22 protein-coding genes are annotated in these 22,412 nt (G+C 43.4%); 10 read left to right on the forward strand and 12 right to left on the reverse strand.

Annotated elements, in window-relative coordinates; all coding sequences use genetic code 11:
* Positions 1-8: 8 nt before the first annotated feature.
* The gene (locus AR335_RS13680; protein WP_062236670.1) at positions 9-254 is read left to right on the forward strand and encodes a hypothetical protein; all 246 of its coding nucleotides are present in this window, start codon (positions 9-11) and stop codon (positions 252-254) included.
* A gap of 415 nt (positions 255-669) precedes the next feature.
* Here the strand turns inward: AR335_RS13680 and AR335_RS13685 are convergent, their stop codons facing one another.
* The 7 genes from AR335_RS13685 to AR335_RS13715 all read right to left on the reverse strand — a co-directional run bounded on the left by AR335_RS13685 (position 670) and on the right by AR335_RS13715 (position 10,051).
* Entirely contained in the window at positions 670-930 is a 261-nt protein-coding gene (locus AR335_RS13685) for a sporulation YhaL family protein (protein ID WP_082316026.1), read from the reverse strand.
* 81 nt (positions 931-1,011) lie between these two features.
* The gene (locus AR335_RS13690; RefSeq protein WP_062236688.1) at positions 1,012-2,322 is read right to left on the reverse strand and encodes an MDR family MFS transporter; all 1,311 of its coding nucleotides are present in this window, start codon (positions 2,320-2,322) and stop codon (positions 1,012-1,014) included.
* A gap of 380 nt (positions 2,323-2,702) precedes the next feature.
* A complete protein-coding gene (yhaM, locus tag AR335_RS13695) occupies positions 2,703-3,662 on the reverse strand; it encodes a 3'-5' exoribonuclease YhaM (RefSeq protein ID WP_062236691.1) in 960 nt (319 codons plus the stop codon).
* A 36-nt stretch (positions 3,663-3,698) separates the two neighbouring features.
* Positions 3,699-5,051, reverse strand: coding sequence for a sensor histidine kinase (locus AR335_RS13700; protein WP_062236694.1), 1,353 nt, complete (start codon positions 5,049-5,051; stop codon positions 3,699-3,701).
* Positions 5,048-5,719 carry a response regulator transcription factor gene (locus tag AR335_RS13705; protein WP_053355562.1) on the reverse strand — a complete coding sequence of 224 codons (672 nt, stop codon included), beginning with the start codon at positions 5,717-5,719 and terminating at the stop codon, positions 5,048-5,050. The genes AR335_RS13700 and AR335_RS13705 overlap by 4 nt, the downstream gene beginning before the upstream one ends.
* 77 nt (positions 5,720-5,796) lie before the next feature.
* Positions 5,797-8,826 carry an AAA family ATPase gene (locus AR335_RS13710; RefSeq protein ID WP_062236697.1) on the reverse strand — a complete coding sequence of 1,010 codons (3,030 nt, stop codon included), beginning with the start codon at positions 8,824-8,826 and terminating at the stop codon, positions 5,797-5,799.
* 13 nt (positions 8,827-8,839) lie between these two features.
* Positions 8,840-10,051, reverse strand: a complete 1,212-nt coding sequence (locus AR335_RS13715; RefSeq protein WP_062236700.1) for a metallophosphoesterase family protein — start codon at positions 10,049-10,051, stop codon at positions 8,840-8,842.
* 194 nt (positions 10,052-10,245) lie between these two features.
* Here AR335_RS13715 and AR335_RS23220 point away from each other — a divergent pair, with 194 nt between their 5' ends.
* Both AR335_RS23220 and AR335_RS13725 read left to right on the forward strand, forming a co-directional pair.
* Positions 10,246-10,431 carry a YhzD family protein gene (locus AR335_RS23220; protein ID WP_082683496.1) on the forward strand — a complete coding sequence of 62 codons (186 nt, stop codon included), beginning with the start codon at positions 10,246-10,248 and terminating at the stop codon, positions 10,429-10,431.
* A gap of 96 nt (positions 10,432-10,527) precedes the next feature.
* A complete protein-coding gene (locus tag AR335_RS13725) occupies positions 10,528-10,962 on the forward strand; it encodes a GNAT family N-acetyltransferase (protein WP_062236706.1) in 435 nt (144 codons plus the stop codon).
* 140 nt (positions 10,963-11,102) lie between these two features.
* Here AR335_RS13725 and AR335_RS13730 read toward each other — a convergent pair whose 3' ends face one another.
* From AR335_RS13730 to AR335_RS13740, 3 genes are all read right to left on the reverse strand, one after another.
* Positions 11,103-12,587: an aldehyde dehydrogenase family protein gene (locus tag AR335_RS13730; RefSeq protein ID WP_053355567.1), complete on the reverse strand. Its 1,485-nt coding sequence runs from the start codon at positions 12,585-12,587 to the stop codon at positions 11,103-11,105.
* A gap of 159 nt (positions 12,588-12,746) precedes the next feature.
* Positions 12,747-13,634 (reverse strand): Cof-type HAD-IIB family hydrolase, encoded by an 888-nt coding sequence (locus AR335_RS13735; RefSeq protein ID WP_231689156.1) that lies wholly within the window; start codon positions 13,632-13,634, stop codon positions 12,747-12,749.
* A 335-nt stretch (positions 13,635-13,969) separates the two neighbouring features.
* Positions 13,970-14,332, reverse strand: a complete 363-nt coding sequence (locus AR335_RS13740; RefSeq protein WP_156316400.1) for a YlbF family regulator — start codon at positions 14,330-14,332, stop codon at positions 13,970-13,972.
* A 257-nt stretch (positions 14,333-14,589) separates the two neighbouring features.
* Here AR335_RS13740 and AR335_RS13745 point away from each other — a divergent pair, with 257 nt between their 5' ends.
* The 5 genes from AR335_RS13745 (at position 14,590) to AR335_RS13765 (ending at position 19,816) form a co-directional block, all read left to right on the forward strand.
* Positions 14,590-15,945, forward strand: coding sequence for a YheC/YheD family protein (locus AR335_RS13745; RefSeq protein ID WP_062236709.1), 1,356 nt, complete (start codon positions 14,590-14,592; stop codon positions 15,943-15,945).
* Between the two features lie 79 nt (positions 15,946-16,024).
* Complete coding sequence (locus AR335_RS13750; RefSeq protein ID WP_062236714.1) at positions 16,025-16,909, forward strand: PucR family transcriptional regulator; 885 nt, start codon at positions 16,025-16,027, stop codon at positions 16,907-16,909.
* A 197-nt stretch (positions 16,910-17,106) separates the two neighbouring features.
* Positions 17,107-18,204 (forward strand): ABC transporter ATP-binding protein, encoded by a 1,098-nt coding sequence (locus AR335_RS13755; protein WP_062236718.1) that lies wholly within the window; start codon positions 17,107-17,109, stop codon positions 18,202-18,204.
* A gap of 210 nt (positions 18,205-18,414) precedes the next feature.
* Positions 18,415-19,170, forward strand: coding sequence for a transporter substrate-binding domain-containing protein (locus AR335_RS13760; protein WP_062236720.1), 756 nt, complete (start codon positions 18,415-18,417; stop codon positions 19,168-19,170).
* Positions 19,163-19,816 carry an amino acid ABC transporter permease gene (locus AR335_RS13765; protein ID WP_082316029.1) on the forward strand — a complete coding sequence of 218 codons (654 nt, stop codon included), beginning with the start codon at positions 19,163-19,165 and terminating at the stop codon, positions 19,814-19,816. The genes AR335_RS13760 and AR335_RS13765 overlap by 8 nt, the downstream gene beginning before the upstream one ends.
* Positions 19,817-19,857: 41 nt before the next feature.
* Here AR335_RS13765 and AR335_RS13770 read toward each other — a convergent pair whose 3' ends face one another.
* Positions 19,858-20,121, reverse strand: coding sequence for a hypothetical protein (locus AR335_RS13770; RefSeq protein ID WP_053355576.1), 264 nt, complete (start codon positions 20,119-20,121; stop codon positions 19,858-19,860).
* Positions 20,122-20,189: 68 nt separating this feature from the next.
* Positions 20,190-20,393, reverse strand: a complete 204-nt coding sequence (locus tag AR335_RS13775) for an alpha/beta-type small acid-soluble spore protein (protein ID WP_053355577.1) — start codon at positions 20,391-20,393, stop codon at positions 20,190-20,192.
* Positions 20,394-20,631: 238 nt separating this feature from the next.
* Between AR335_RS13775 and AR335_RS13780 the strand changes: the two genes are divergently transcribed.
* Complete coding sequence (locus AR335_RS13780; RefSeq protein ID WP_062236723.1) at positions 20,632-21,870, forward strand: DUF2157 domain-containing protein; 1,239 nt, start codon at positions 20,632-20,634, stop codon at positions 21,868-21,870.
* Positions 21,857-22,363: a GDYXXLXY domain-containing protein gene (locus AR335_RS13785; RefSeq protein ID WP_199805084.1), complete on the forward strand. Its 507-nt coding sequence runs from the start codon at positions 21,857-21,859 to the stop codon at positions 22,361-22,363. Before AR335_RS13780 ends, AR335_RS13785 begins: the two co-directional genes overlap by 14 nt.
* The last annotated feature ends 49 nt before the right edge of the window (positions 22,364-22,412 follow it).

Raw genomic sequence — 22,412 nt, forward strand, 5'->3', positions numbered from 1 at the left:
GTAAGCTGTTGATTTCCGTTCCAGGGTGCTCGCTTTCCGCGGGGCGTGCGGTGAGCCTTACCGGCGTGAACGCCTACTTTTTGGCGCTAGCGCCTGCGGGAGTCTCACCTGTCACGCTAGTCCCGCAGGAGTCTCGCACCTTCCACTTCAATCAACTTTTCATTGAAGATTTTCAAGCCGAAAAGGAGCTGCTGAAGGTCAATTTTCGACTTTCAGGACAGCCCCTCTTTTTTTATATGGTTTGGAATAAATGAATGGGTCGAAATTTATCGAATTGCGTTAATATAAACGGTTCGATAATAAAATAGAGTGTTTCGATTATAAAACAGTTTTTTCGATAATAAAATTACCCGTTTCGATAATAAACTTCTAATATCGATAATATATTCTTTTAGCACTCCTAAATAAATGATAAATCATAATTTCCAAGTTGAATAATCTCTAAATGTCTGCTCTGACCAGCTATATTTCAACTAAAAAGAGAAAAAATACATAGAACTGGCAGATTTTTAACGCTTTTTACACCGATTTACTCGTTTTTCAGCCTGGTTAAGTGCTTTTCCACATCTCCACTACTGTTTACCAACCTTTCCCGCCCGCAAAAACAAAAAACCGCCCAACAAGGTTTCATACACAGTACCTTGCCGGCCGGCTTGTTAAACATTTACCCTATTTACTTCTGCGTTCACGTTCTTCAGCGATTCGTTTCATGAATACTTCCCCTTCTTGTTCAATCACCTTCAGGTCGAGAAGCTTTTGTTCAGAACCTAAATTGTAGCTCCGGTATCCGCTGAAGATGATGCCTGCGACCACAAAGTATACCCAAAATGGCGTTAAATCAAAGAAATATTGAAGAGGAGCAACAAATTCTTTTAAAACAAAAGCAACAATGAGTAAGACTCCAAGTCCCAGGGCTACATATCCTTTCATTCCTATTCCTCCTAAAGACAAGCTTCGTATTCCCATCTTATGAAGCATGGAAAAAAGATATGTCATTTGATTATTGTTTTTTTAACCTGCCGCGTTGGGAGCAACTGACTTTTGTTTTTCTGTCCCTGCCATTTTTCTATCATGCAGACGGAACATCACGTGATATAAGCCTGCACTGATTACGGTTAGAACGAACAGCATAAAGAACGTCCATTGAAAACCAATCCACATGGTAAGCGGAATTGCTAACGGTGCTAAGCTTCGCCCGATGGAGAAACGCAGTCCTGCTGCGGCAAAATATTGTCCGCGCATATGTTCCGGAGCCAACTTGGAGATAAAGCTCTCCTGAATGCCGACGACCATCAGCTCAGCAGCTGTAAAGACGGTAATAGCCAGGAAAAGGAACCAGATGACTGTCGTGTTGCCGTAAAGCAGCATACCTACTCCATATAAAAGAGAGGAAATGACAAAGATGTTTCCTTCTTTGTATTTGTTCATCCACTTTGACATAAAAACGGTAAACAGCGCGACCAATAAACCATTTGTTGATACGATGTAACCGAACGCTTTTTCACCTGAAAGCGATAGTGACCAGTCACCGAGATGAAGCAGCGTCTGTACAGGAACCTTTTCTGTCGTATACACCGCAATCAATAAATCAAGCTGCATAAAGGTCTGTGCGACGAGCACACCTGCCAGAATAAACAATAGGAAAAGTTTATCTTTTGCAATTACCCGGTAATCTCTCAACTGATTCCAGACGACCTCGGACCATTTTTTCGGCTCGCCGTTCTTGTCTTCAACAATCGGCTTCTTCTCCGGCACGGTTTCCCTGATAAACCTCTGCAGGACAAAAGTCAGGATAATGCCAACAATCGTACAGGCCAGCAGCAATTCAAACCGGTAGTCGAAAAAGAAGATGCTTCCCAATGCCGGTCCGAACACAACTGAAATGTTAATGCTCGTATAAAAGACAGCAAACACTTCACTGCGGTTCTTCTCAGGCACTACATCCGCGATCATTGCATGGCTTGCCGGCCAATACAAAGATCCGAACAAACCTAATGCCGTAAACGCCAAAAAAGTCAGCACAGGCGAATTCAGCCAAGGAGAATTGGCCAGTGCGAACAGAGCAAAGGAAACTGCCTGCCCTGCACCGGCAACCACCATCATTTTCTTTCTTCCGAATGTATCGGCACAATAACCGCCGACCAGGTTGGTTACGACTCCCACCAACTGGGAAGCGACCAGCAGCATACCGGCTTGTTCTTTTCCAAGTTCATCGGAAAAATAAATCGCCATATACGGGAAAAACATCCAAAACAGCAGATTAATTACAAACTCTCCCAAAAGCCGAACTTTAATATTTCTGTCCCAATCTTTCCACTTCATCCCTATCACTCTCTTTTCATATGTTTCAATCAAATAACAATCAACCGATCTCTTGAGCGCTTATTATTGGAAAGTGCTGAAATTGGGCATAAAAAAGCCTATAGCTGCGCATTCCACGTCAACTATAGGCTTCTATTACGTGCTGAAGGCTATAGCATGACAAATGGGTCCATCGCTCAAGAGAAAAGGTCATAACTAAATAAATCACACTTGTACGCTATAACGTAAGGAAACAGAGCTCCTTCAGCCGTCCGGTACAACATTTGATTTAGTTAGTTATTTAGCAGACACCTTTTCTTGAACAATGGGTTTCATTTGTCATTGCCTCCATCTCATTTATCTCTCTCTCTAAATTTACCATATTCAAATTGTTACGACAATTACTTTTTTGCTAATTCTTTTTCAAAAAGCGGTTTGTAGAGGCTGCGGTTTTCCAGAGGGAAGATTTTTTCCGTGAATTCCCCTGGTTCCACCTTGACCAGCGCTCTGTCCATCATGTTGATTTTCGCATCGAAATTATCAATCATATGAAGGATCTCCGCTTCACGGATCATCGGTGCTTTCGGGCTTCCCCATTCTGGTTTGCTATGATGGCTTAACACGAGATGCTGAAGGACCGTTACTTCCTCTCCTTCAATTTCCAGTTCTTTTGCGATAATCCCGATCTCATTCACCATAATGGAAATGTGGCCGAGGAGCTTTCCTTCCAGCGTATAGTTGGCAGCCACAGGACCGGACAGTTCAATCACCTTGCCCAGGTCATGAAGGATGATGCCGGAATAAAGCAGATCAGTATTAAGCGAAGGATACAGGGTTGATATTCCCCTGGCCAGATCAAGCATGGACACGACATGGTAGGCAAGACCAGAAACGAATTCATGGTGATTTTTCACGGCTGCAGGGAACTTTAGGAAATCATCCTGATATTTCTTTAAAAGGTTCCTTGTAATTCTCTGGATGTTAGGATTTTGCATCTCAAAAATGTACTGTGTGATTTTCTCCATCATCACATCTTGTGTAAGCGGTGCTGTTTCTACAAAATCACTAATCTTCACGCCGTCAATCTCAGATGCCGGACGGATATGTTTGAGCTTGAGCTGCATCTTTCCTCTGTAGTTGCTCATATCACCGGTAACTTTGATCAAAGCCTGTGGAACATATTGCTGTTCGTCCTCCGGGGAGCAGTCCCATAGTTTTGCATCGATATCTCCTGTCTGGTCCTGCAGGATTAGGTTTAAAAAGGGTTTACCGTTGCTTGCTGTAGATTTTGTGGATGATTTTATCATTAAATAGGAGTCTACCACTTCTCCCACTTTATATTGAGCAAGACCTTTTTTCATTATGCCACCTCATATTTTATTTTATATTGTTTAAACTTATGTCTGCCTGTCCTTTGGAAGAATGACTTCGAATAGAATACCATCTTCAATATTGGTCACTTTGGGTATTCCGCCATGCAGCTCGGCAATTCGATTCACGATCGCTAATCCAAGACCGAACTGCCCTTTATTGCCTTTACGGAAAGGCAGGAAAAGATTTTCACGGTCCCGGTCTGAAAGCTGCTCTCCATCATTCCATACGCCAAGGGTGATGTTGTTTCCTTCTTCTTTTGCCGATAATATGATCTCGGATCGTGCATACCTCATCGCATTTTGGATAAAGTTCTCAAAAACGATTGTGATCTGCTCACGGTCACCCCAGAATAAAACTTCATCACCAATGATGGAAAGCTCAATATCATCCCGCTGAAAACGGAAACGGCTGATAATTTCTTCCGCAAGGACTCCAAAATAGATCATTTCCCACTGAAGGGTCTGTTGTTTCAGTGTATCAAGCTTTGTATAATACAGCATGTTTTTTACCCTGTTTTCCATCCGGTCGGCTTCACTTAAGATTACATCCATCATATCTTCAATGTTATTTTTCGGCATGATGCCGTCCTTGACCGACTGGGCATAACTCTTAATGGTCATGACCGGTGTTTTCAGTTCATGTGAAGCATGCTGGATAAACGTCTTTTGAGCAGTATCGTATCGGATCAGATTCTGGCGCATGGATTCAAACTGCTGCGAAAGCTTCTGGAATTCATCGTCTTCATGCCAGATGAAGGGCTCTTTCCAGTTTCGCTTGGCGATCTGTTCAAACCGTCTGCCCAATATCGTCAATGGAGCGCGAAGATAGCGGGCCATCCAAAGGGCCGGGATAACGGCAATCATCCCTGTGAAGAATAAGATCCAGAGAAGCCGTGTCCATAGCCGGTCCACCATCTGGTCACGGTACGTATCCCACATATAGGAAATTAAATAAAAGTTGCCATGTGAATCAGTTTCCAGTCTTTTAACGATGTAAAACAGCGTGGCATCGCCATACGTCAGTTCATACTTCTGCTGGTCAGACTTCTGCTTATAGGCATGTGAACCCATTTCAGCCAATACGCGATCGGGAATATAGTCTCCTTTTGTGCCAAGATAATCATTTTTAATGATCACATGTCCGACAGAACGGCCTAATTTTCTGCGCTCAATAAAATCAATCGATGTATCAGGCTGAGGAATCTCTTTATCCTGATCCATAAGTTTATCCTGTTCGATTTTGATAATCTTATAGGTTTCATCTGTCATCGTTTTTTTAATAGATAGCGGAAAGATAATAGCAAGAATAAGCCCTATGAGAAGAATTAAAAGGGCGAACGATATCCAGATTCTCTGTGTCAGGTTTAAACGGATCATGAGGTAACGATCCTATACCCGTTACCATAGACCGTTTCAAGATTTAAGCGCGGCATCTTCTTTCTTACCCGCCGGATGACATCATCAACCGCACGTTCAGATCCGAAGTAATCAGAGCCCCACACGTGAGCTAGGATCTCTTCCCTGGCTTTTGAGGTACCAAGATTTTCAATCAAATACAGCAAAACGTCCATTTCTTTTGATGTCAGATTGATCAGTTCCTCGTCAAAGGTAATCTTTCTCGCGACCGGATCAATGATATACCCCGTGATTTCTATTTTTTTAGGAACCATTGCTCCGCTTTCATATACCCGAATCAGAAGTTTTTTAGCACGTATGACAAGCTCCCTTGGCATAAATGGCTTTGCAAGATAATCATCACTGCCTAATTCCAGACCGACGATCCGGTCGAGGTCCTGATCCCTGGCTGAAATAAAAATAACCGGAGTATCGGAATGCTGTTTAATCTTTCGTAATACTTCATATCCGTCAATTCCAGGCAGCATAATGTCTAATATCCAAAGATGAGGGGTATCTTCTACGTTTTTCGCGGCCTCTTCGCCATTGTCAAAAACGGTCACGTTCCAGCCTTCCTGTTCCATATACGCTTTTAAAACCTGTGAAAGATTCTCTTCATCTTCCACCAGGTAAACATTATAGTCACTCATTGGTCGTTCCCCTCCTGTGTGCAGGTTCAGCTCTGAAAGCACTTCTGCTACTCTTTTTATATCATAAACACGTCAATTTATAAAAACGCACCGTCGCCCGGTCTGACAGGCTGCGGTTCCTTTAAATGGATGACCGGTACGGAAGGCCTGTCACTGAATAGCGTTTCATGGCACGTAAAGAAGATGATCTGATGCTTTTCACCGATCTCCATGAGCAGGTCCAAGGTCTGTTTTGTACGGACAGGATCAAAATTAACGGTCACATCATCCAAAATCAGAGGCATTCCTTCTCTCTGGTATAAAGAAGCTAGTGAAAGCCGCACACATAAGTATAGCTGTTCGGCTGTCCCGCGGCTTAACTCCACGGGATTGAAACGGACACCGTCATTCCGCTCAATGATTAAACTTTCCTTTTCCCCTGCCAGGAATAAATCCACGTATTTTCCAGCGGTGATGCGGGAGAAATATACTCCTGCCTTTTTTATAATGGCAGGCAGCCGCTCCGCATGAAACCGTTCTTTCGTTCGTTTCAGCAGATCCGCAGCAGTCCTGTAAACGGCCCACTTTCTTGCTTGATCCTGCAGAATATCCTTTAACGTTTCATATCGCTGCAGGCATTCCGAGTAGCTGCCCTCTTCCTGCAGCTGCTGCAGGCGAAGGGACAGTTCAGCACTTTTGCCCTTGAAGCTTTCTAACTCCTGCTCACTTTCTTTAAGATAGGCTTCTGCCGCAGCAATCTCCTTTTCCAGATTAAAAGATTTGTCCAGCAGCCTGTCCGAAAGATTGAAAATTTCTTCATCGCTGTATCCAAAAGCATAAAGCTGCAGCGAAGCCTGTGACAGTTGCTCCTGTATCTTTTTCCTTGAATCTGCCGCTTCTCCCTTTTTTCTGTAACTCTCTTCGTTATCAGCACCGGCTTGTTGAAAGAGCCGGGTTCTTTCTGCTGTGTAACTTAAACGCTTCGTCAGTAATTCCTGTTCATTCTCAACAGCTGCCCGTTTTGCTTCCTGAAGCAATTCAAGCTTCCGCTGCTTTTCCTTTTCCTGCTGAAGCAGCATACGCGCTTGCATTATTCTCTCATGATAAGAGGCATGCTCTGAAAGGCCGAGCTGTTTTGAAAGCTGGTTCACATCTTCTAAAATAACGGAAATATTAACTTGAAGCTGCGAAAGCCTTTCTTCCAATTGATATTTTTCGATCAATAGTTCCTTCAGTCTTTCAATCTTTTCAAAATAGCCAGGCAGAAGCAGGTGCTGCCAGGGTCCATTAAATCCATTTTCCCTGCTCCACTCCTGGATGCTGGCCTCGTTGTCAAACTCCTCCAGCTCCAGCTTGTCATAGCCGGCTGCGGTTTGCTGGTAGGACTGTTCCAGCCGCTTTGTTTCTTCCTGAAGCCTATTGTACTCATTGCGCTGCGCTTGCTCCTCGATCCATTGCTGCTGTAGACGGTCAAGCTCTTCAAAATTTGAAATGCCTGCAAGCTGTTCTTCAAGCTTTTGCAGCTGCACCAAGAGAGCCTGAAGATTTTCCTTCCCCGTATGGCTGCCTCTTTCTTTCGTTCTGCTTTTCATCCAATACAGGAAACTGGCACCCAGCGCCAAAGCTGAAAGCAAAGCTCCAGCCATTTCGCCTTTACTAACAAGATAGATGATAATGACGGCAATAAAAACAAATAAGGCTCCTGCCGGAATCCAGTTCTTTTTCCGGGGAACTGAGCGTGACGAACTATTCCCCTCTGCATTTTTGATCTGCATCTGAAGCTGTTCTTTTTCGAGCATGAGCCTTCGATAGGTTCTATCCTGATCAGCATGTTCCTTCAGTTTCTGAAAATCCGCTTCATGGAGCAGCTTTCCTTTTGCAAGCTTCAGCCGCTCCTCTGCTGATTCAAGACGGCTGCGGGAGGCTGTCAGCTCCTGTTCCATCCATTCTTTCTTCTGCTGCAGCAATTCATGGTTTTTTGTCATGAGAACAAGGCCGTTTTTTGCTGCAATTCCATTGTTCAATTCAAAAAGGTTATTGTCTTCTCCTTCATAGCCTGTTTCATGAATAAGACGATGAATTTCTTTGCTTAGCAATTCAGCCTTTTGGAGCAAGCCAGCTTTGTCGTTCAAGAGACTCTCAAGATAATGGATTTTCTGTCCAACGGCTTCAATACGCGCCCCTTCTTTCAGTACTTGTTCATCGATAGCCAGAATTGCAAGCTGCTTTTCAACTTCATCGTTCTTATTCTTGCAAACTGCCAAGTCTCCTTCAAGATCAAACAGCTTTTCCTGCAAATACTCCAGCCGCTGCAGTCCATTTTCAGGAAACTCACCCTCTTGCAGCTGATCGAGCGCCAGTTTATTTTCTTTCCACTTCTGCAGAGGCGGAAGCACCGATTTCCACTTTTGAGCCTGATACCATTGTTCCTGATGATGAGCCTTTTCTTTCTCCGATCTTTGTATAGAGTCCTTCACTTCTTTTAATTCCAAAGCGGCGGGCTGAAATTCTTCGTTTTTCCTTTTCCACTTCAGCAGCTCTTCTTCTGCCCTGTGGAGCTCCTGAAGCATTTCGTTGATCACCGGCTTCCTGCCGCCAGGTTTAAAAAGCGCCGCCTGCTTTTTTTCCAGCAGGGCTTCAAGCTCCTGCAGCTCCTTACTGCCTGTCATACCCGCGCCGAGCAGATAGCTCCCCAGCTGATCCCGGCTGATCTTTTCGATTTCCTGGAGTCCATCGATGTCAAAACAATAGATTCCTTGAAAAAGCGAACGGTCCAGCCCTTTCAGCAAGCTTTGCAGAAAATCTTCACCGGCCTGTTCACCATTCTCCAAATAGACTGTAACATCACCTGCCGCTTTTCCTGCTACGCGCTCAATGGCCAGTTCTCCGTGTGATTCTGTCATTAATGTAAGAGATCCGCCCATCCGGTTCCCATCTTTTGGCTCATACCTTCTTTCGCTGGTAAGCTTAGAAGGAAAACCAAAAAGCATACATTTAATAAAACTCATCAAGGTAGATTTACCCGCTTCATTTTCTCCAGAAATAAAGCCCGCTCCCTTGGACAAATCCTTTATTTTGAGGTTTTGAAACTTGCCAAAATGATAGATGTGCAGTTGTTTAATCCACATAGCTTCATACCTCCTATTCTTTCAGCAAAAACCGTAATAGAAATGTTTCTGCCTCCTTGATGATTTCTTCTTCCTCTTCTGATTCAAGAGGCTTTAAATATCGTCTGGCTCTTTTGTGCAAAAACAGCTCTCTCGTGGTTTTCAGCATCTCTTCGTATTCACTGCTGTTGTGCAAAAGGGCTCCGACGAACCCTCCATCGTTCAATAGCTGATCACGATTCCAGCTTCTTCTTAAACTATTTACAACAGCGAACGGGTAAACAAAAGATGAGTTCTCCTCTTCACCGTCCTGAAGGGTCTCCATTAAGTCATCCAGGAACAGTTCATCACTCAGCTCATGAAATAAAGAAGAATCGCCCTCTAAAATCAGTTTAAGAAGTATACCCTTTCCTTCTGTTCTGGCATTCTCTTTCACTTCGATACACGTTTCAATCACTTCCGACATGGCCGAACATCCCGTAAGATCAATGAATTCTTCCTTCCATAGGATGTCTGCCATTGCGTGGAAGTCCCGTAGTCCGTTATTAGTGTCGACGATATAACAGCCTTTCTCACCCGTTTCCTTTTGATTTCTGCCTTGAATGTTTCCAGGATAGATAACAGAAGGATCCTGGCAAAGCTCCATTTTCTTATGAATATGCCCGAGAGCCCAATAGTCATATCCCTTCACTAAAAGCTCCGTCACTTTAAACGGCGCATAGGATTCATGTTCGCTTTGTCCATCTGCGTTTCCGTGCAGAATACCGATATGATAAGCTTCATCCTTTTTCTCCGGAAAATGAGGCACACGGTTCTCGGCTACAGACCGTTTCTCATAACTGAATCCATGCAGCATGGCTGCCAGCTTTCCGTTTTTATAAAAGGGCACCGAGCTTGGAAGCCCTCCCTGAAAAATATGAACAGTCATCGGCCATTCAATATCTATCCATGAACCTTCAAGATGATCATGATTTCCATGAACCATAAAGGTGTAAATATCGTGTTTTTCCAGTCTCTCAAGCTCTTTCCGAAAATAAGTCTGCGCTCGTAAACTTCTGGAATCCCCATCATATATATCACCTGCAATCACAACAAAGTCCACCTTCTCCTTTATTGCAAGGTTTACTGTTGCAGTAAAGGATCGGAAGGTGCTGTTTTGTATCCGTTTAAAAATAGGTTTGGGCAAATATTTCAATCCTTTGAAAGGGCTGTCCAGATGAAGGTCAGCACAATGCAAAAACTTCAACACCCATCTCTCCTTTTTCTTACACATTCTAACCTTTATTTTACCATATATACGAAAGCACGTTCTCGTATTTGGGAAAATACCCATAATTGTGGCAGCTGTTTTGAAAAGTGAAGGAAAACATAAAAAAAAGCAGGGAATTTGGCGAAAAACAAGAAATATAATTTAAGAATCTTGAAGGGAGTTTTCACACCATGAATAAGTATTTTCTTACCGTATACGATAAGAGCGGCGAAAAACTGCTCGACGAAACCATTCAGGCCCAAGACGACCAGCAAGCCAAAACACTTGGAGAAGAGCGATTGAAGGAGAAAGAGTACAGCGAGCGCACTCATCGCCTCACTTCTCCAGCTGGTGCCCTGCTTCTCTTTCATCGCTGATCATAGTTTCCGCAGGCCGATCTGGCTGCATATAAGCCAGACATCTCTGTATGTTCATTTCCTAATTTTCTTATCTTACTAAAAAGAGGTGCGAAGATGAGTGAAATTTTCATTCGGAGGGGGACGATTGAGGATAGCCTGTCTCTCTCTTATTTAATGGGCGATCTCGGCTATCCTACCACCGAAGAAGAAATGAGAGACCGATTAACGTATATTCTTCAGGATCCTTCCTACATCTGCTTTGTCGCTTGCTATAATGATCTTGTCATTGGAATGATCGGTCTCGTTAAGGGCTATTATTTCGAGAAGAATGGGACATATTTGAGGATTATTGCCCTCGTGGTCTGTGAGGAGTATCAAGGAAATGGATTCGGCAAATCGTTAGTGCGCCATGCGGAAGAGTGGGCAGAGGAACAAGGGTGCACATCCATCGTTCTCCACAGCGGAAAACACCGTACAGATACCCATGAATTCTACCGTAACCTTGACTATGACGATACCGGACTTCGCTTTATAAAAGTTATGATTTAAAAACAACATAAAAAAGCCCGGCTGCTGGATCTAGCAGCCGGGCTTTTCGTTACCGTTCAGTTATTGACCCCTTAATCATGTATATCTATTTGCCTATGCCGAGTCGCTTCCCTGGATCACACATGCTTTTGCTTGTCTTTTTATTTTAGGTTAACCCACACACTTTTTACTTCTGTGTAGTTATTTAGCGCATAAGAGCCCATCTCACGGCCCATTCCGGATTGCTTGTATCCGCCGAATGGAGAAGCTGCATCAAACGCATTGTAGCAGTTAATCCAGACTGTACCGGCTTTTAAATTATTGGATACATAGTGAGCCGTTTTTAAGTTTTCAGTCCACAATCCTGCAGCAAGACCATACTCAGAACGGTTCGCACGCTCGATAACTTCGTCCAGGTCTTCAAACGGCATCGCCGCTACAACCGGTCCGAAGATCTCTTCTTTAGCGATCGTCATCTTATCGTCTACATCCGCAAAAATAGTAGGCTCTACAAAGTAACCTTGCTCAAACGGCCTCGTTCCTCCCGTTAACAGTTCGGCTCCTTCATCTTTCCCTTTTTCAATGTAGCTCATGACACGGTTATGCTGCTCTTCTGATACAAGCGGCCCCATCGTAGTGTCGGGATCAAGGCCAGGACCCTGCTTAATGTTCTTCGCATGGGAAACCATGTCCGCCATTACATTGTCAAAAGCTTTCTTTTGAATGAACAAACGGGAACCTGCACAGCAAACTTGTCCTTGGTTGAACATGATTCCGCCCAATGCACCAGGAATAGCACGTGTCATGTCTGCATCCGGAAGAATGATATTCGGTGATTTACCGCCAAGCTCAAGCGTTACACGTTTTAGTGAATCTGCTGCATTTCTCATGATCATCTTACCGACTTCAGTTGATCCGGTAAAGGCGATTTTGTTCACTTCCGGATGATCAACAAGAGCTGCTCCTGTTTCACCCGCACCTGTTACTACATTCAGAACACCCTCTGGGAATCCTGCTTCTTGAGCAAGCTGTGCAAGATAAAGAGCAGACAGCGGAGTTTGCTCAGCTGGCTTCAGCACAACTGTACAGCCTGTTGCAAGTGCTGCACCAAGCTTCCATGCAGCCATTAAGAGCGGGAAGTTCCAAGGGATGATTTGTCCTACAACCCCAACCGGCTCGTGGCGGGTATAGTTAAAGAAACTCCCTGCAACCGGGATGGTTTGTCCGACGATTTTAGTTGCCCAGCCAGCATAGTAGCGGAAATGCTCAATTGCTAGGGGAACATCTGCATTCATCGTTTCGCGGATCGGTTTCCCGTTATCCAGCGTATCAAGCTGTGCAAGCTCTTCTTTGTTCTGTTCCATCAAGTCTGCAAGCTTATAGATTAAATAACTGCGCTTCGCTGCGCTCATTTTAGTCCAATATCCAGAATCAAAAGCTTTTCGCGCCGCATCAACCGCAAGATCGATATCTTCTTTTCCACCTTCTGCAACAAGCGCCAAAACCTCTCCTGTTGAAGGATTAAGTGTTTCAAACGTTTTTCCTGATTTAGATGTTACCCATTCACCATTGATAAAAAGTTTCTTCGTGCCGTTTAGAAATTCTGCCACCTTTGGCTTCAAATTCAGGTTAACTGTTTTTTCCATTACAATCCTCCTCATATACTTGTTCCTTACATCAAAATGATTCGACAGCACTTTATGAAAACCCTTTCAAAATTTGTCGTTTTTTCAATCTGTAATAAAAATGAAATATATTTTACATTTAAACCCAAAGAAAAAAAGCCCCGTTTCGGAGCTTTTTCGTTAATATAGTCCCACTCTCAGCTGCTTTCGGAAAACTTCTTTTATCATATATGGCACTCCGAGCTGATCGTTCGTCCTGGTGATCCAATTAGCAGCCTGTTTCACATCTTCAGGAGCATTGCCCATGGCCACTCCAAGCCCCGCCATCTCAATCATTTCCCTGTCATTATGAGAATCACCGACAGCCACCATCTCCTCAGGGGTCACATCAAGCTTCAAGCCGAGCAGTCTTAGTGCATTGGCTTTCGTGACATTGGGGGAAGTAATTTCGAAATTGCACTTCGTCGAGGAGGTATACTCAAAATTGGCAAAATGCGTCCTCAAATGCTGTTCCGCTGACCGCCGTTCTCTTTCCTCAAAGAACTGAACATCAATCTTAGACGGGGTAATATCTTTTTCCAGTACATTACTGCTCAGGCTCTCCTGAAACGTTACCGGATAGAAAAGCGGATCCCCCGCACCCAATGTTACCTTCGCAACGAGCTGGTTTTTCTGCTGAACCTGGTTTCCGACTGAGAAACGTTCATGCACGAGCCGGATATGGCAATTGTAATTCTCTAAAATATTGACGATCCGATACGTGTCTTCTTTTGAAATATGTGATTCAAAAAACGGTTCATCCACACTAGAAGCGATAAACCCGCCGTTTTGGCTGATTAAATAACCATCAAGTTTCAATGCCTTAGCGATCTTTTTTGTAGATGGAAAATTCCTCCCTGAGGCCAGTGTGATATAAACACCCTTCTTCTTCACATAATCTATCGCTTCCCTCGTTTCCTTATCCATACGAAAATTGCTTCTCAACAGGGTCCCATCGATGTCAAGAATCAGCATCCGGTATACCATGGCAATCCCCCCTCTGTATCGAATAAAGACTCTCTCTGTCAAAATGTATTCCCCTATCGAAGAAGGTAGAACAGATAAAGAAAACCAGCTTCCGTATTGTGCAGGCTGATGTTGCACTTATGCCCATCGAAAATGCTGAAGAACCTGTAACGGGGACGCCCAAAAAAACGTTTTATGAGAATGCACCGAAGAAGTTATCCGAATTTTCTAAAAAGATCAATTGTACTTCATTTTCGCTCAATTATTTTGAGTTCGGCGTAATTAATCTGAATTAGACGCAATTATGCAATGGTTTGGCTCAATCCGCCCCCCGTGCAACAAAAAAGCCGTCTCCCTGCACAAAATGCACACCGGGGACGGCTTTTTACATGATATATTTACTGTTCGTTATCTACCATTGGTCCGTAGATCTCTTCGAGCGGCTTAGTGATTATTTTATTGAGATCAGAAATGGTTAGGCTCATGCGCTGTTCAGTTGCCATGAGTTTGCTGATGATTTCATTTTGCTGAACGGCTTGGAACATGGCTTGAGCTTTTTCCACTTCCTCTTGTGTTACTTGTTCGCCGGTCATTTGTTTTTGCTGAAGGCCCATTTGCAGGTTGCGGAATTCTTCAAACATTTTTTGTGCTTCTGCATCGGCATTAACTTCTGCATAGCATTGTTTTAATGTTTGGAAATCCTCGCTGTCGCGCAAAGCTTTTTCAAGGCTGTATGCCAAGTCATAAATATTGGACATGATTGTATTCCTCCTCAAATCTCTGAATCTCTACCACTATAACAGACCTTGCAAGAACATCACAATTAAAGCCTGGACGAACCCGATGGCTCCTCCCAGCAATACGCCAAGCCAGGTAATCATTTTTTGTTCTTTTCTCGCATTTGTCTCCTAATTGTTAAACACGATTTTCTTACTGCTTTCATAGTATACGATATCGGCATAAGCCTAATCAATCGAGAATGCCATCGCAAAGTGCACTTCTCGTGGGGGGGAAAGAAATGCAGCATGTACTTCCAATCTGCAAAGGCAAGGATGATGGAAGCAGAGTCTATGTGCCGGAATATCTCTTACAACACGGCAGGCACCGCGTATCCTTGTCCTTTGGTTCAAGAACCGTTTTATGCGAAGCTGTTCCTCATGCCCAAAGGGAAATTCAATTATCGAAGTCCCTTTGGGATTTGCTGTCCATACCTTTTGAGGCAAAAATCCACGTACATATTGAAGATTCACGCATCATGATCGGGCCGCTTGTGGGTATTTTTACATCAGGGGTGGGCCTTTTTCCTTCCCGTCCGGTAGGAGAGAGATCTTCTTTTTTCAGTAAGCTTCTCTCTGCAGACCGACAAGTCGGGGCTTATTATTTTGTATTTGGTCCTGAGCAAATACAGCAGAAAAATCGGATGATTCAGGGATTCTTTTACTCGGAGAAAGGATGGTCACAGCACCTCGTTCCCCTTCCCTCCATCATCTACAACCAGATTCCCAATCGGCGAACAGAAAGCGGCTTGAAATATCAGAAAGCTGTTCATCTGCTTGACCTTGAATGGGAGATTCCATTCTTTAACCCTTCTTTTTTCAGCAAATGGGAGATTTTTCAGTTTCTGCAAAAAGATAAGGAGATGAGGGACTACCTGCCCTATACGGTGATCAATCCAGGAGTTCAGCTAATTGAAAATATGTTAAACACGTATTCTGCTGTTTTCTTCAAGCCGATCGGGGGCAGCCATGGCCGAGGAATTCTTTCCGTGCACAAAGAGCCGGCTGGAGGTTACAGCTGCAGATTCCTTGAAGATCACCATCCTAAAATCGAGCATTTCCAAAGTTTGATCTCTCTTCTGAAAACACGCAAACTCTATGGCCGGCTTCAAGATACGCTAGTACAGCAAGGGATAGACTTGATCACTTGGAAACAGCGGCCGGTTGACTTTAGAGTGCATACGAATAAAAACCGGGACGGAAAGTGGGTGTCCAGTGCGATGGCCTCAAAGATTGCCGGTACACAGGCCCATACCACACATCTGGCTTACGGAGGTGAAGTAAAGCGGGCCGAAGAGGTAATCCAGCATGCCGGCCTGCCTTCAAAATCAGCTTTGAAACTTACAAAAGCCGCGTTACAGCTCAGCCATAAAATTGATGAGAACATATCAGGCCTAATCGGAGAAATTGGATTTGATCTTGGCTTGGACCGGCACGGAAAGGTGTGGCTGATTGAAGCCAATTCCCGTCCAGGAAGAGGGATTTTCTCCCATTCTTCCTTTAGATCAGAAGATTACTCGACGAGAATGCTTCCTTTGCAATATGCTGTTCATCTCGCCAAACAAGCCTTTGTTTCCAAAGGGCTGAACGTAACCTAAGTGCAGGTCCCCTCTTTTTTTGTTACATCCTGATCTGCACTGGTATACTAACAGTAGATTAAACAAAGGGGTTTTCGGCATGCTATCCAAACTTAAAGATTATTATGGAGACCATTTCACTATATCTTCCAGCCGCCCGGAACACTATTATTGGTTTGCAGATCAAGAGGGAAAAAGATTCGGGATTGCCAAATCAGCGGTTACCTCAGATGAACTGTGCTTATTAAACTCGCTGTTCTCACAAGAAGCTGAAGTACCTCTCTCTCAGCAGCAAATCTTTTGGAAGAACGTGCTCGAAGGAAATCCATCCGAAAAAGAGGCCGGTACCAGCTTCAGGTTCATTCATTTCTTTTTAAAAAGCCCCCTTTCCGATCAGGAAGCAGAAGCATTTATGGAAGCCGTATCTGGTATTTTCCCTTCTGAAGTAACCGTTTTGTTTATAAACGCTCATTATGGCGTTCTGATCGAACCGAAAACAGATGAAGCGAAAGAATTGCCCTACGATCAGGTAAAATCTGTCCTGACGGGTGATTTTTACACCGATCTGGACTTGTTCCTCGGGATGTGGCTTCAGGATTATGAACCTGCAGCTGAACAATTCAAACTGGAAAGGGAACTGTTCTCTTCAGTGCGGCCGTTTCTTCCACCACAAGAGGTGTACAGCCGTGAAGACCTTGTCCCTTATCTGCTGCTCACCCAGATGGACAAGCCTGCCCATCACTATATTTCCCAACTGATCCCTGATGAGCTATTTGACGACAGAGACCTCATCCAAAGCATCAAAGTGTTCCTTGAATGCAACATGAACCTGTCGATGGCGGCAAAGAAACTTTACATCCACCGAAACAGCCTTCAGTACCGGGTTGATAAATTTATCGAGAGAACTGGAATTGACGTTAAACAATTCAAACCAGCCGTTGCAGTGTATCATGCGTTAATCAGCCGTGAACGTGCAAACAGGTAAAGTTTTAAGGTGGTTTTTTAGGCTTTACATATTTAAGGTTGTTTTTTATGCTTTGCATAAAAAACCCTTTGTGCACTATGCACAAAAATAGCGCTTTCATTTCGGACAAGCCTCCAATATACGAAAGCCCTTACATTCGATACAATGAAGGCAACCAGCAAATGCTTTTCTTTTGCGAACTTAAGGAGGCAGTAACAATGGCAGAAATTAAACTTCAAAATATTGTGAAACGCTATGACAATAAAGTCACTGCAGTACATGACTTTAACCTTGATATTAAAGATAAAGAATTTATTGTATTCGTTGGGCCGTCCGGCTGTGGTAAGTCCACTACTCTTCGTATGATTGCAGGACTTGAAGATATTTCTGAAGGAGATCTTGTGATCGGCGACCGTGTTGTAAACGATGTCGCTCCTAAAGACCGTGATATCGCCATGGTTTTCCAGAACTATGCCCTTTATCCGCACATGAACGTATATGACAATATGGCATTCGGGCTGAAGCTTCGCAAATTCAGCAAAGAAGAAATCGATCGCCGTGTAAAAGATGCTGCGCGCATCCTTGGACTTGAACAATACCTTGAGCGTAAACCGAAAGCTCTTTCAGGCGGTCAGCGCCAGAGGGTTGCGCTCGGACGTGCCATCGTTCGTGATGCTCAAGTATTCTTGATGGATGAGCCGTTATCCAACCTTGATGCAAAATTGCGTGTTCAGATGCGTGCTGAAATTTCCAAGCTGCATCAACGTCTTCAAACAACGACGATCTATGTAACGCATGACCAGACAGAAGCGATGACGATGGCAACTCGAATCGTTGTTATGAAAGACGGACACATCCAGCAAGTAGGATCACCGAAAGAAGTATACGATAATCCTGAAAATGTGTTTGTCGGCGGATTTATCGGAAGCCCGGCGATGAACTTCCTCCAAGGAAAAGTAGAGGACGGATTCTTCGTCATCAACGATATCCGTGTTGCCATTCCTGGAGGCAAAATGAAAACGCTGAAGGACAACGGTTACCTTAATAAAGAAGTAACCCTCGGAATTCGTCCAGAAGACATCCATGATGAGCCTGTGTTCCTTGAGTCTTCTACAAATACAAAGATAACTGCCCGCATTGATGTAGCAGAGCTGATGGGAGCCGAAACTTTCCTATACTCTACAATCGCTGGCCAAGATTTCATCGCGCGTGTTGATTCCCGTACAGATGTTCAGAACGGGCAAAACATTCATCTTGCCTTTGACATGAACAAAGTGCATTTCTTCGATAACGACACTGAAGAGCGCATTAGATAATTTCAAGTTCAAAACCTCTTTCTTCCTTAGAAAGGGGTTTTTTTTATTTTTTCTTCATTTCATGTGAAAATCGTTCTGAAATAGGGAATAATGTTTAATCATTGACAACATCTTAGTTTACTGATTAAAATGACTAAAGAATTCTGATGTGTTTTATCGGTTTAAACTAAAAAAATAATCCAAATTCGGATTTATAACGGAGGTTTTTACATGAAAAAGCTGTGGACATTACTCATGGTTTCTGTCATGCTTGCGGGTGTGTTAACCGCTTGCGGCAACAATGGGGAAAAGAAAGAAGAATTGACGATCGGAACGGAAGCTACATATCCTCCATTCTCTTATCGTGACAAAAAGACGAATGAAGTCACTGGCTATGATGTTGAAGTTGCAAAAGAAGTGGCAAAACGCCTTGATATGAAGCCAAAAGTTGTACCAACCGAATGGAAGAACATGTTTAGTTCACTAGGAAAGCGATTTGACATGGTAGCGAATCAGGTAACGATTACTCCGGAACGCAAAAAACAATTTGCTTTCTCCAGTCCTTACACCGTGTCTGGCGGTAAAGTAATTGTTAATAAAAACAACAAAGACATTAAAAGCATTAAAGACCTTAAAGGAAAAGTGGTAGGAACCACACAAGGAAGCAACTATGCAGCTGAAGCTGAAAAAGCGGGAGCAAAAGTAAAATATTACAAAGGCATTGCTCAAGTACTGACTGATCTAGATGTTAACCGTGTGGATGCTGCCTTAAATGATGAGCTCTTTATTTTAACCGAGCTTAAAAATACAAAATACAATGTGAAACCGGTTGGAGAGCCTTTCTCAGAAAATAAAATGGCATTTGCTTTTAAGAAAAATGATAAAGATTTAGCAAAAAAAGTGGATAAAGCACTCGCTGACATGAAGAAGGACGGCACTCTTTCCAAGCTTTCCAAAAAATACTTTGGAGCAGATGTAAGTGAGTAGTTCTCTCCAATACATGGTGGACTCCCTCCCGTTTTTACTGGAGGGAGCCAAAATCACCGTTATCCTCAGCCTTGGTTCCATAATTGGCTCGCTGATTTTCGGCCTGATCATTGCACTTTGCCGGATGTCGAGCAACAGTGTGCTTGTCCGTTTTGCAAAGATTTATATCTCTTTTTTTCGAGGAACACCGCTCCTTATTCAATTATTGATCTTATATAATGGTTTTACATTTGCGATTACCCCTGAAGGATGGCAAGCAGCTCTCGTAGGATTGATCCTGCATTTCAGCGCTTATATTGCAGAATCATACCGCGGAGCCATTCAATCCATTCCAAACGGACAATGGGAAGCCGCTTATTCCCTCGGCATGAACTACTTCCAAACGTTCAGGGAAGTAATTTTTCCGCAAGCTTGGCGGATTGCTATCCCATCGATCTGGAATTCATTGATCGATGTTGCTAAATCCTCTTCTCTGGCTTCGGTGATTACCGTTCCAGAACTTACTTCCATTGCAGACCAGCGCAGTGCATCAAGTCTCATCGTCCTGCCGGTACTCTTGGAAGCCGCACTTATCTATTGGGGTATATCCACCCTGCTTGAATGGGGCCGCGAACGCCTGGAACGGCGATTGCGCCTGGTAAAATAAAAATCACCGCTCTTTTTAAAGAGAACGGTGATTTTTTTTGCCTATTTCAGTTCCTCTGAGTTCCATTCAGAAATGAACATAATTATTTCATTCCGGCAGATCCGGCAATAATACATATGCGGGCACTGTCCTTCTTTAAAATCAGCCGGATAACCATTTTCAAGCTTTAATCCATCGGAATCCACATAAGGGCTGTAATCATCAAAGTAATCGCTCAGCTTCCCTTGATCTTCACTCAAATTACCGCATTCCGGACAGCGGAAGGCAACATTATGTAATTGATTGCAAACCGGGCACATACTCATTTTGCCTTCCTCTTTTCCTTATCAAAAAGGGCGGATTGCTCCACCCTTTTACAGCCATGATTATAGAGTTATCGAGCTGATCCGCTGATTTGTTGTTGAGCCATTGCTACAAGACGTTTCGTGATTTCTCCACCTACAGATCCGTTAGCACGAGCAGTTGTGTCAGCTCCTAATTGAACACCAAACTCAGAAGCGATTTCGTACTTCATTTGATCAAGAGCTTGTTGAGCACCAGGTACTGCTAATTGGTTTGAGCTATTGTTGTTTGCCATTGATATCACCTCCTCTTGAAACATATTGTGCATCAATTAAAAAAGGTTATGCGCCTGTTTTTTTCCAATTTATGTGGAATGGCCCCAAACGCTGAAAATACAGCATCCTCTTTCCACGTGTGACATATCTTTGGGTTGAGGGTGAATATTTTAACGCGCTCTGTTAAAGTGGGGGTGAAGAAATACAACGTTTTATTCGAGCTGCATTTTTACAAATTTAAAGAATCGGGGTGGAACATTGAGTGACAAGTGGTTAATTAAAGAAGGGAAGACGTGGGTACAGGATGGAATTATTACGGAAGAACAATACAAACAGATTCTTTCAAAATATCCAGACGGGCATTCAAAGCAAGGAATCGGACTCATTCCCGTCTTTGCAAGCATTCTCATCGGCCTTGGGATTTTATCCTTCATCGCTTCCAACTGGGATGGAATATCACCTCTCTTCCGTCTGGTGCTTCTGATTGCTGTTCTCAGTGTGTTCTACACAGCTGGCCATGTTCGGCTAAAAAAAGGAAATCCTGTTCTGGGAAGAGCTTTTATAGCCCTCGGAATCTCGGCTTTTGGAGCTGGACTTATCCTGCTTGGCCAAACGTTTCATTTCGTATCCTATGATGCACGCTCTTTTATCATTTGGTCCGTTCCAGCTTTGCTTTATCTTTATTTATTTCGCGGGAAGCTTTTGTTCTTTATTTCCTTCGCGATCCTGACCGGAGGCCAGCTTTATGCATTATCCGAATTCTCCAACTACAGCTATGTGATACTTATTTTGTTCGCGATTGGTCTAGGCTGGTTCGTTTCCGCTTCAAAAGACAAGCTGCTTACTTGGTTTTTTTCTGCTGGTCTAGTTTTGCACCTTGTCCTTTATGCCTTAACACTTGAGGATAACTGGCTTTGGCTGATTGTAATCTTGATCGGCTTATATGCCGCAGCTGAAGGATTGAACCAAAATCTCGCTTCACCGTTGCGTTTTTTTACAACGGGTGCTGCCTTTATCACCAGTTTGCTGCTTTATTTCTTCTTAACCAATACTGCCAGTTCGTTGGATTATCCTGATCCGTCATGGTTTGGCATCATATATGTTCTGTTGTTTGCTGCAGTTGTATCCGTAAAAATGAAAAAAGGCACTTTCCCCTCATTTTTGAAGACAGGATTATTATTTTTCCCCTGGTTTTATTCCACATTCCTCATTGGGGAATTCACAACAGGCATCATTTATTTGATCACGGCATTCCTATTCTCCGGACTTCTTTTGACGGAAGGATATCAGAAAGAAGAACGGTCCCAGATCAATTGGGGAATTATCCTGTTCTTGATTGTAACGTTCATCGCATACATCAATCTGGCGTGGTCATTTATGCCAAAATCTCTCTTCTTCCTGATTGGCGGAATTCTCCTGTTTGCTCTTTATTTCTTTTTGCAGAAAAAGAAAAAGGATGTTTTGGAGGAAGGCGGTGATTCTCATGAAAAAAAATAAATGGTGGATAGGGCTGATCGTTCTTCAAGTACTTGTCCTTTTGGGAATTGCAGCCAGTTATTATGCAGCAGATTACTATGGCAAGGAAATTGTTTTAAAAACAAATCCTGTTGATCCTTCCGATGTTTTCTACGGAGATTACGTAACGCTGAACTATGAGATCAACGAAGTCTCTTCCTCACTTTGGAATGGTAAATCCATCGTGGATCCAACCCCTGTTTATGCTGTTCTGTCTCCGGATAACGACGGCTCATATAGGGTAACCAAGGTAGCTGGTGATCGTCCTGATGTTAAGGGGCAGCAAGTATATTTAAAAGGAAAAGCCACACCTTCTATGGAAGGATTCCTGCACCTTGAATATGGGCTTGAACGTTATTATGTAAAAGATAACACCGGAAAACAGCTTGAAAGGCCTCAGCGTGAATATAAAGTAACCGTTAAGGTCGCATCTTGGGGAAAAGGCGTCATTCAAAGGGTTCAGCCTTCAAATTAACCCTCTCACATACGATTTATAACGTGTACTCTCCTGGTAACAGGGTTTA

The sequence above is a fragment of the Fictibacillus sp. FJAT-27399 genome (assembly GCF_001510655.1).
In the GTDB taxonomy this organism is placed as follows: domain Bacteria; phylum Bacillota; class Bacilli; order Bacillales; family Fictibacillaceae; genus Fictibacillus_C; species Fictibacillus_C marinisediminis.

Bases quoted from the DNA above. Each gene is read 5' to 3' on its own strand.
- AR335_RS13685 (WP_082316026.1), bottom strand. From the start codon at position 930: ATGAAAGGATATGTAGCCCTGGGACTTGGAGTCTTACTCATTGTTGCT.
- AR335_RS13690 (WP_062236688.1), bottom strand. From the start codon at position 2,322: ATGAAGTGGAAAGATTGGGACAGAAATATTAAAGTTCGGCTTTTGGGA.
- yhaM (WP_062236691.1), bottom strand. From the start codon at position 3,662: ATGAAAAAAGGTCTTGCTCAATATAAAGTGGGAGAAGTGGTAGACTCC.
- AR335_RS13700 (WP_062236694.1), bottom strand. From the start codon at position 5,051: ATGATCCGTTTAAACCTGACACAGAGAATCTGGATATCGTTCGCCCTT.
- AR335_RS13705 (WP_053355562.1), bottom strand. From the start codon at position 5,719: ATGAGTGACTATAATGTTTACCTGGTGGAAGATGAAGAGAATCTTTCA.
- AR335_RS13710 (WP_062236697.1), bottom strand. From the start codon at position 8,826: ATGTGGATTAAACAACTGCACATCTATCATTTTGGCAAGTTTCAAAAC.
- AR335_RS23220 (WP_082683496.1), top strand. From the start codon at position 10,246: ATGAATAAGTATTTTCTTACCGTATACGATAAGAGCGGCGAAAAACTG.
- AR335_RS13725 (WP_062236706.1), top strand. From the start codon at position 10,528: ATGAGTGAAATTTTCATTCGGAGGGGGACGATTGAGGATAGCCTGTCT.
- AR335_RS13730 (WP_053355567.1), bottom strand. From the start codon at position 12,587: ATGGAAAAAACAGTTAACCTGAATTTGAAGCCAAAGGTGGCAGAATTT.
- AR335_RS13745 (WP_062236709.1), top strand. From the start codon at position 14,590: ATGCAGCATGTACTTCCAATCTGCAAAGGCAAGGATGATGGAAGCAGA.
- AR335_RS13750 (WP_062236714.1), top strand. From the start codon at position 16,025: ATGCTATCCAAACTTAAAGATTATTATGGAGACCATTTCACTATATCT.
- AR335_RS13755 (WP_062236718.1), top strand. From the start codon at position 17,107: ATGGCAGAAATTAAACTTCAAAATATTGTGAAACGCTATGACAATAAA.
- AR335_RS13760 (WP_062236720.1), top strand. From the start codon at position 18,415: ATGAAAAAGCTGTGGACATTACTCATGGTTTCTGTCATGCTTGCGGGT.
- AR335_RS13770 (WP_053355576.1), bottom strand. From the start codon at position 20,121: ATGAGTATGTGCCCGGTTTGCAATCAATTACATAATGTTGCCTTCCGC.
- AR335_RS13775 (WP_053355577.1), bottom strand. From the start codon at position 20,393: ATGGCAAACAACAATAGCTCAAACCAATTAGCAGTACCTGGTGCTCAA.
- AR335_RS13785 (WP_199805084.1), top strand. From the start codon at position 21,857: ATGAAAAAAAATAAATGGTGGATAGGGCTGATCGTTCTTCAAGTACTT.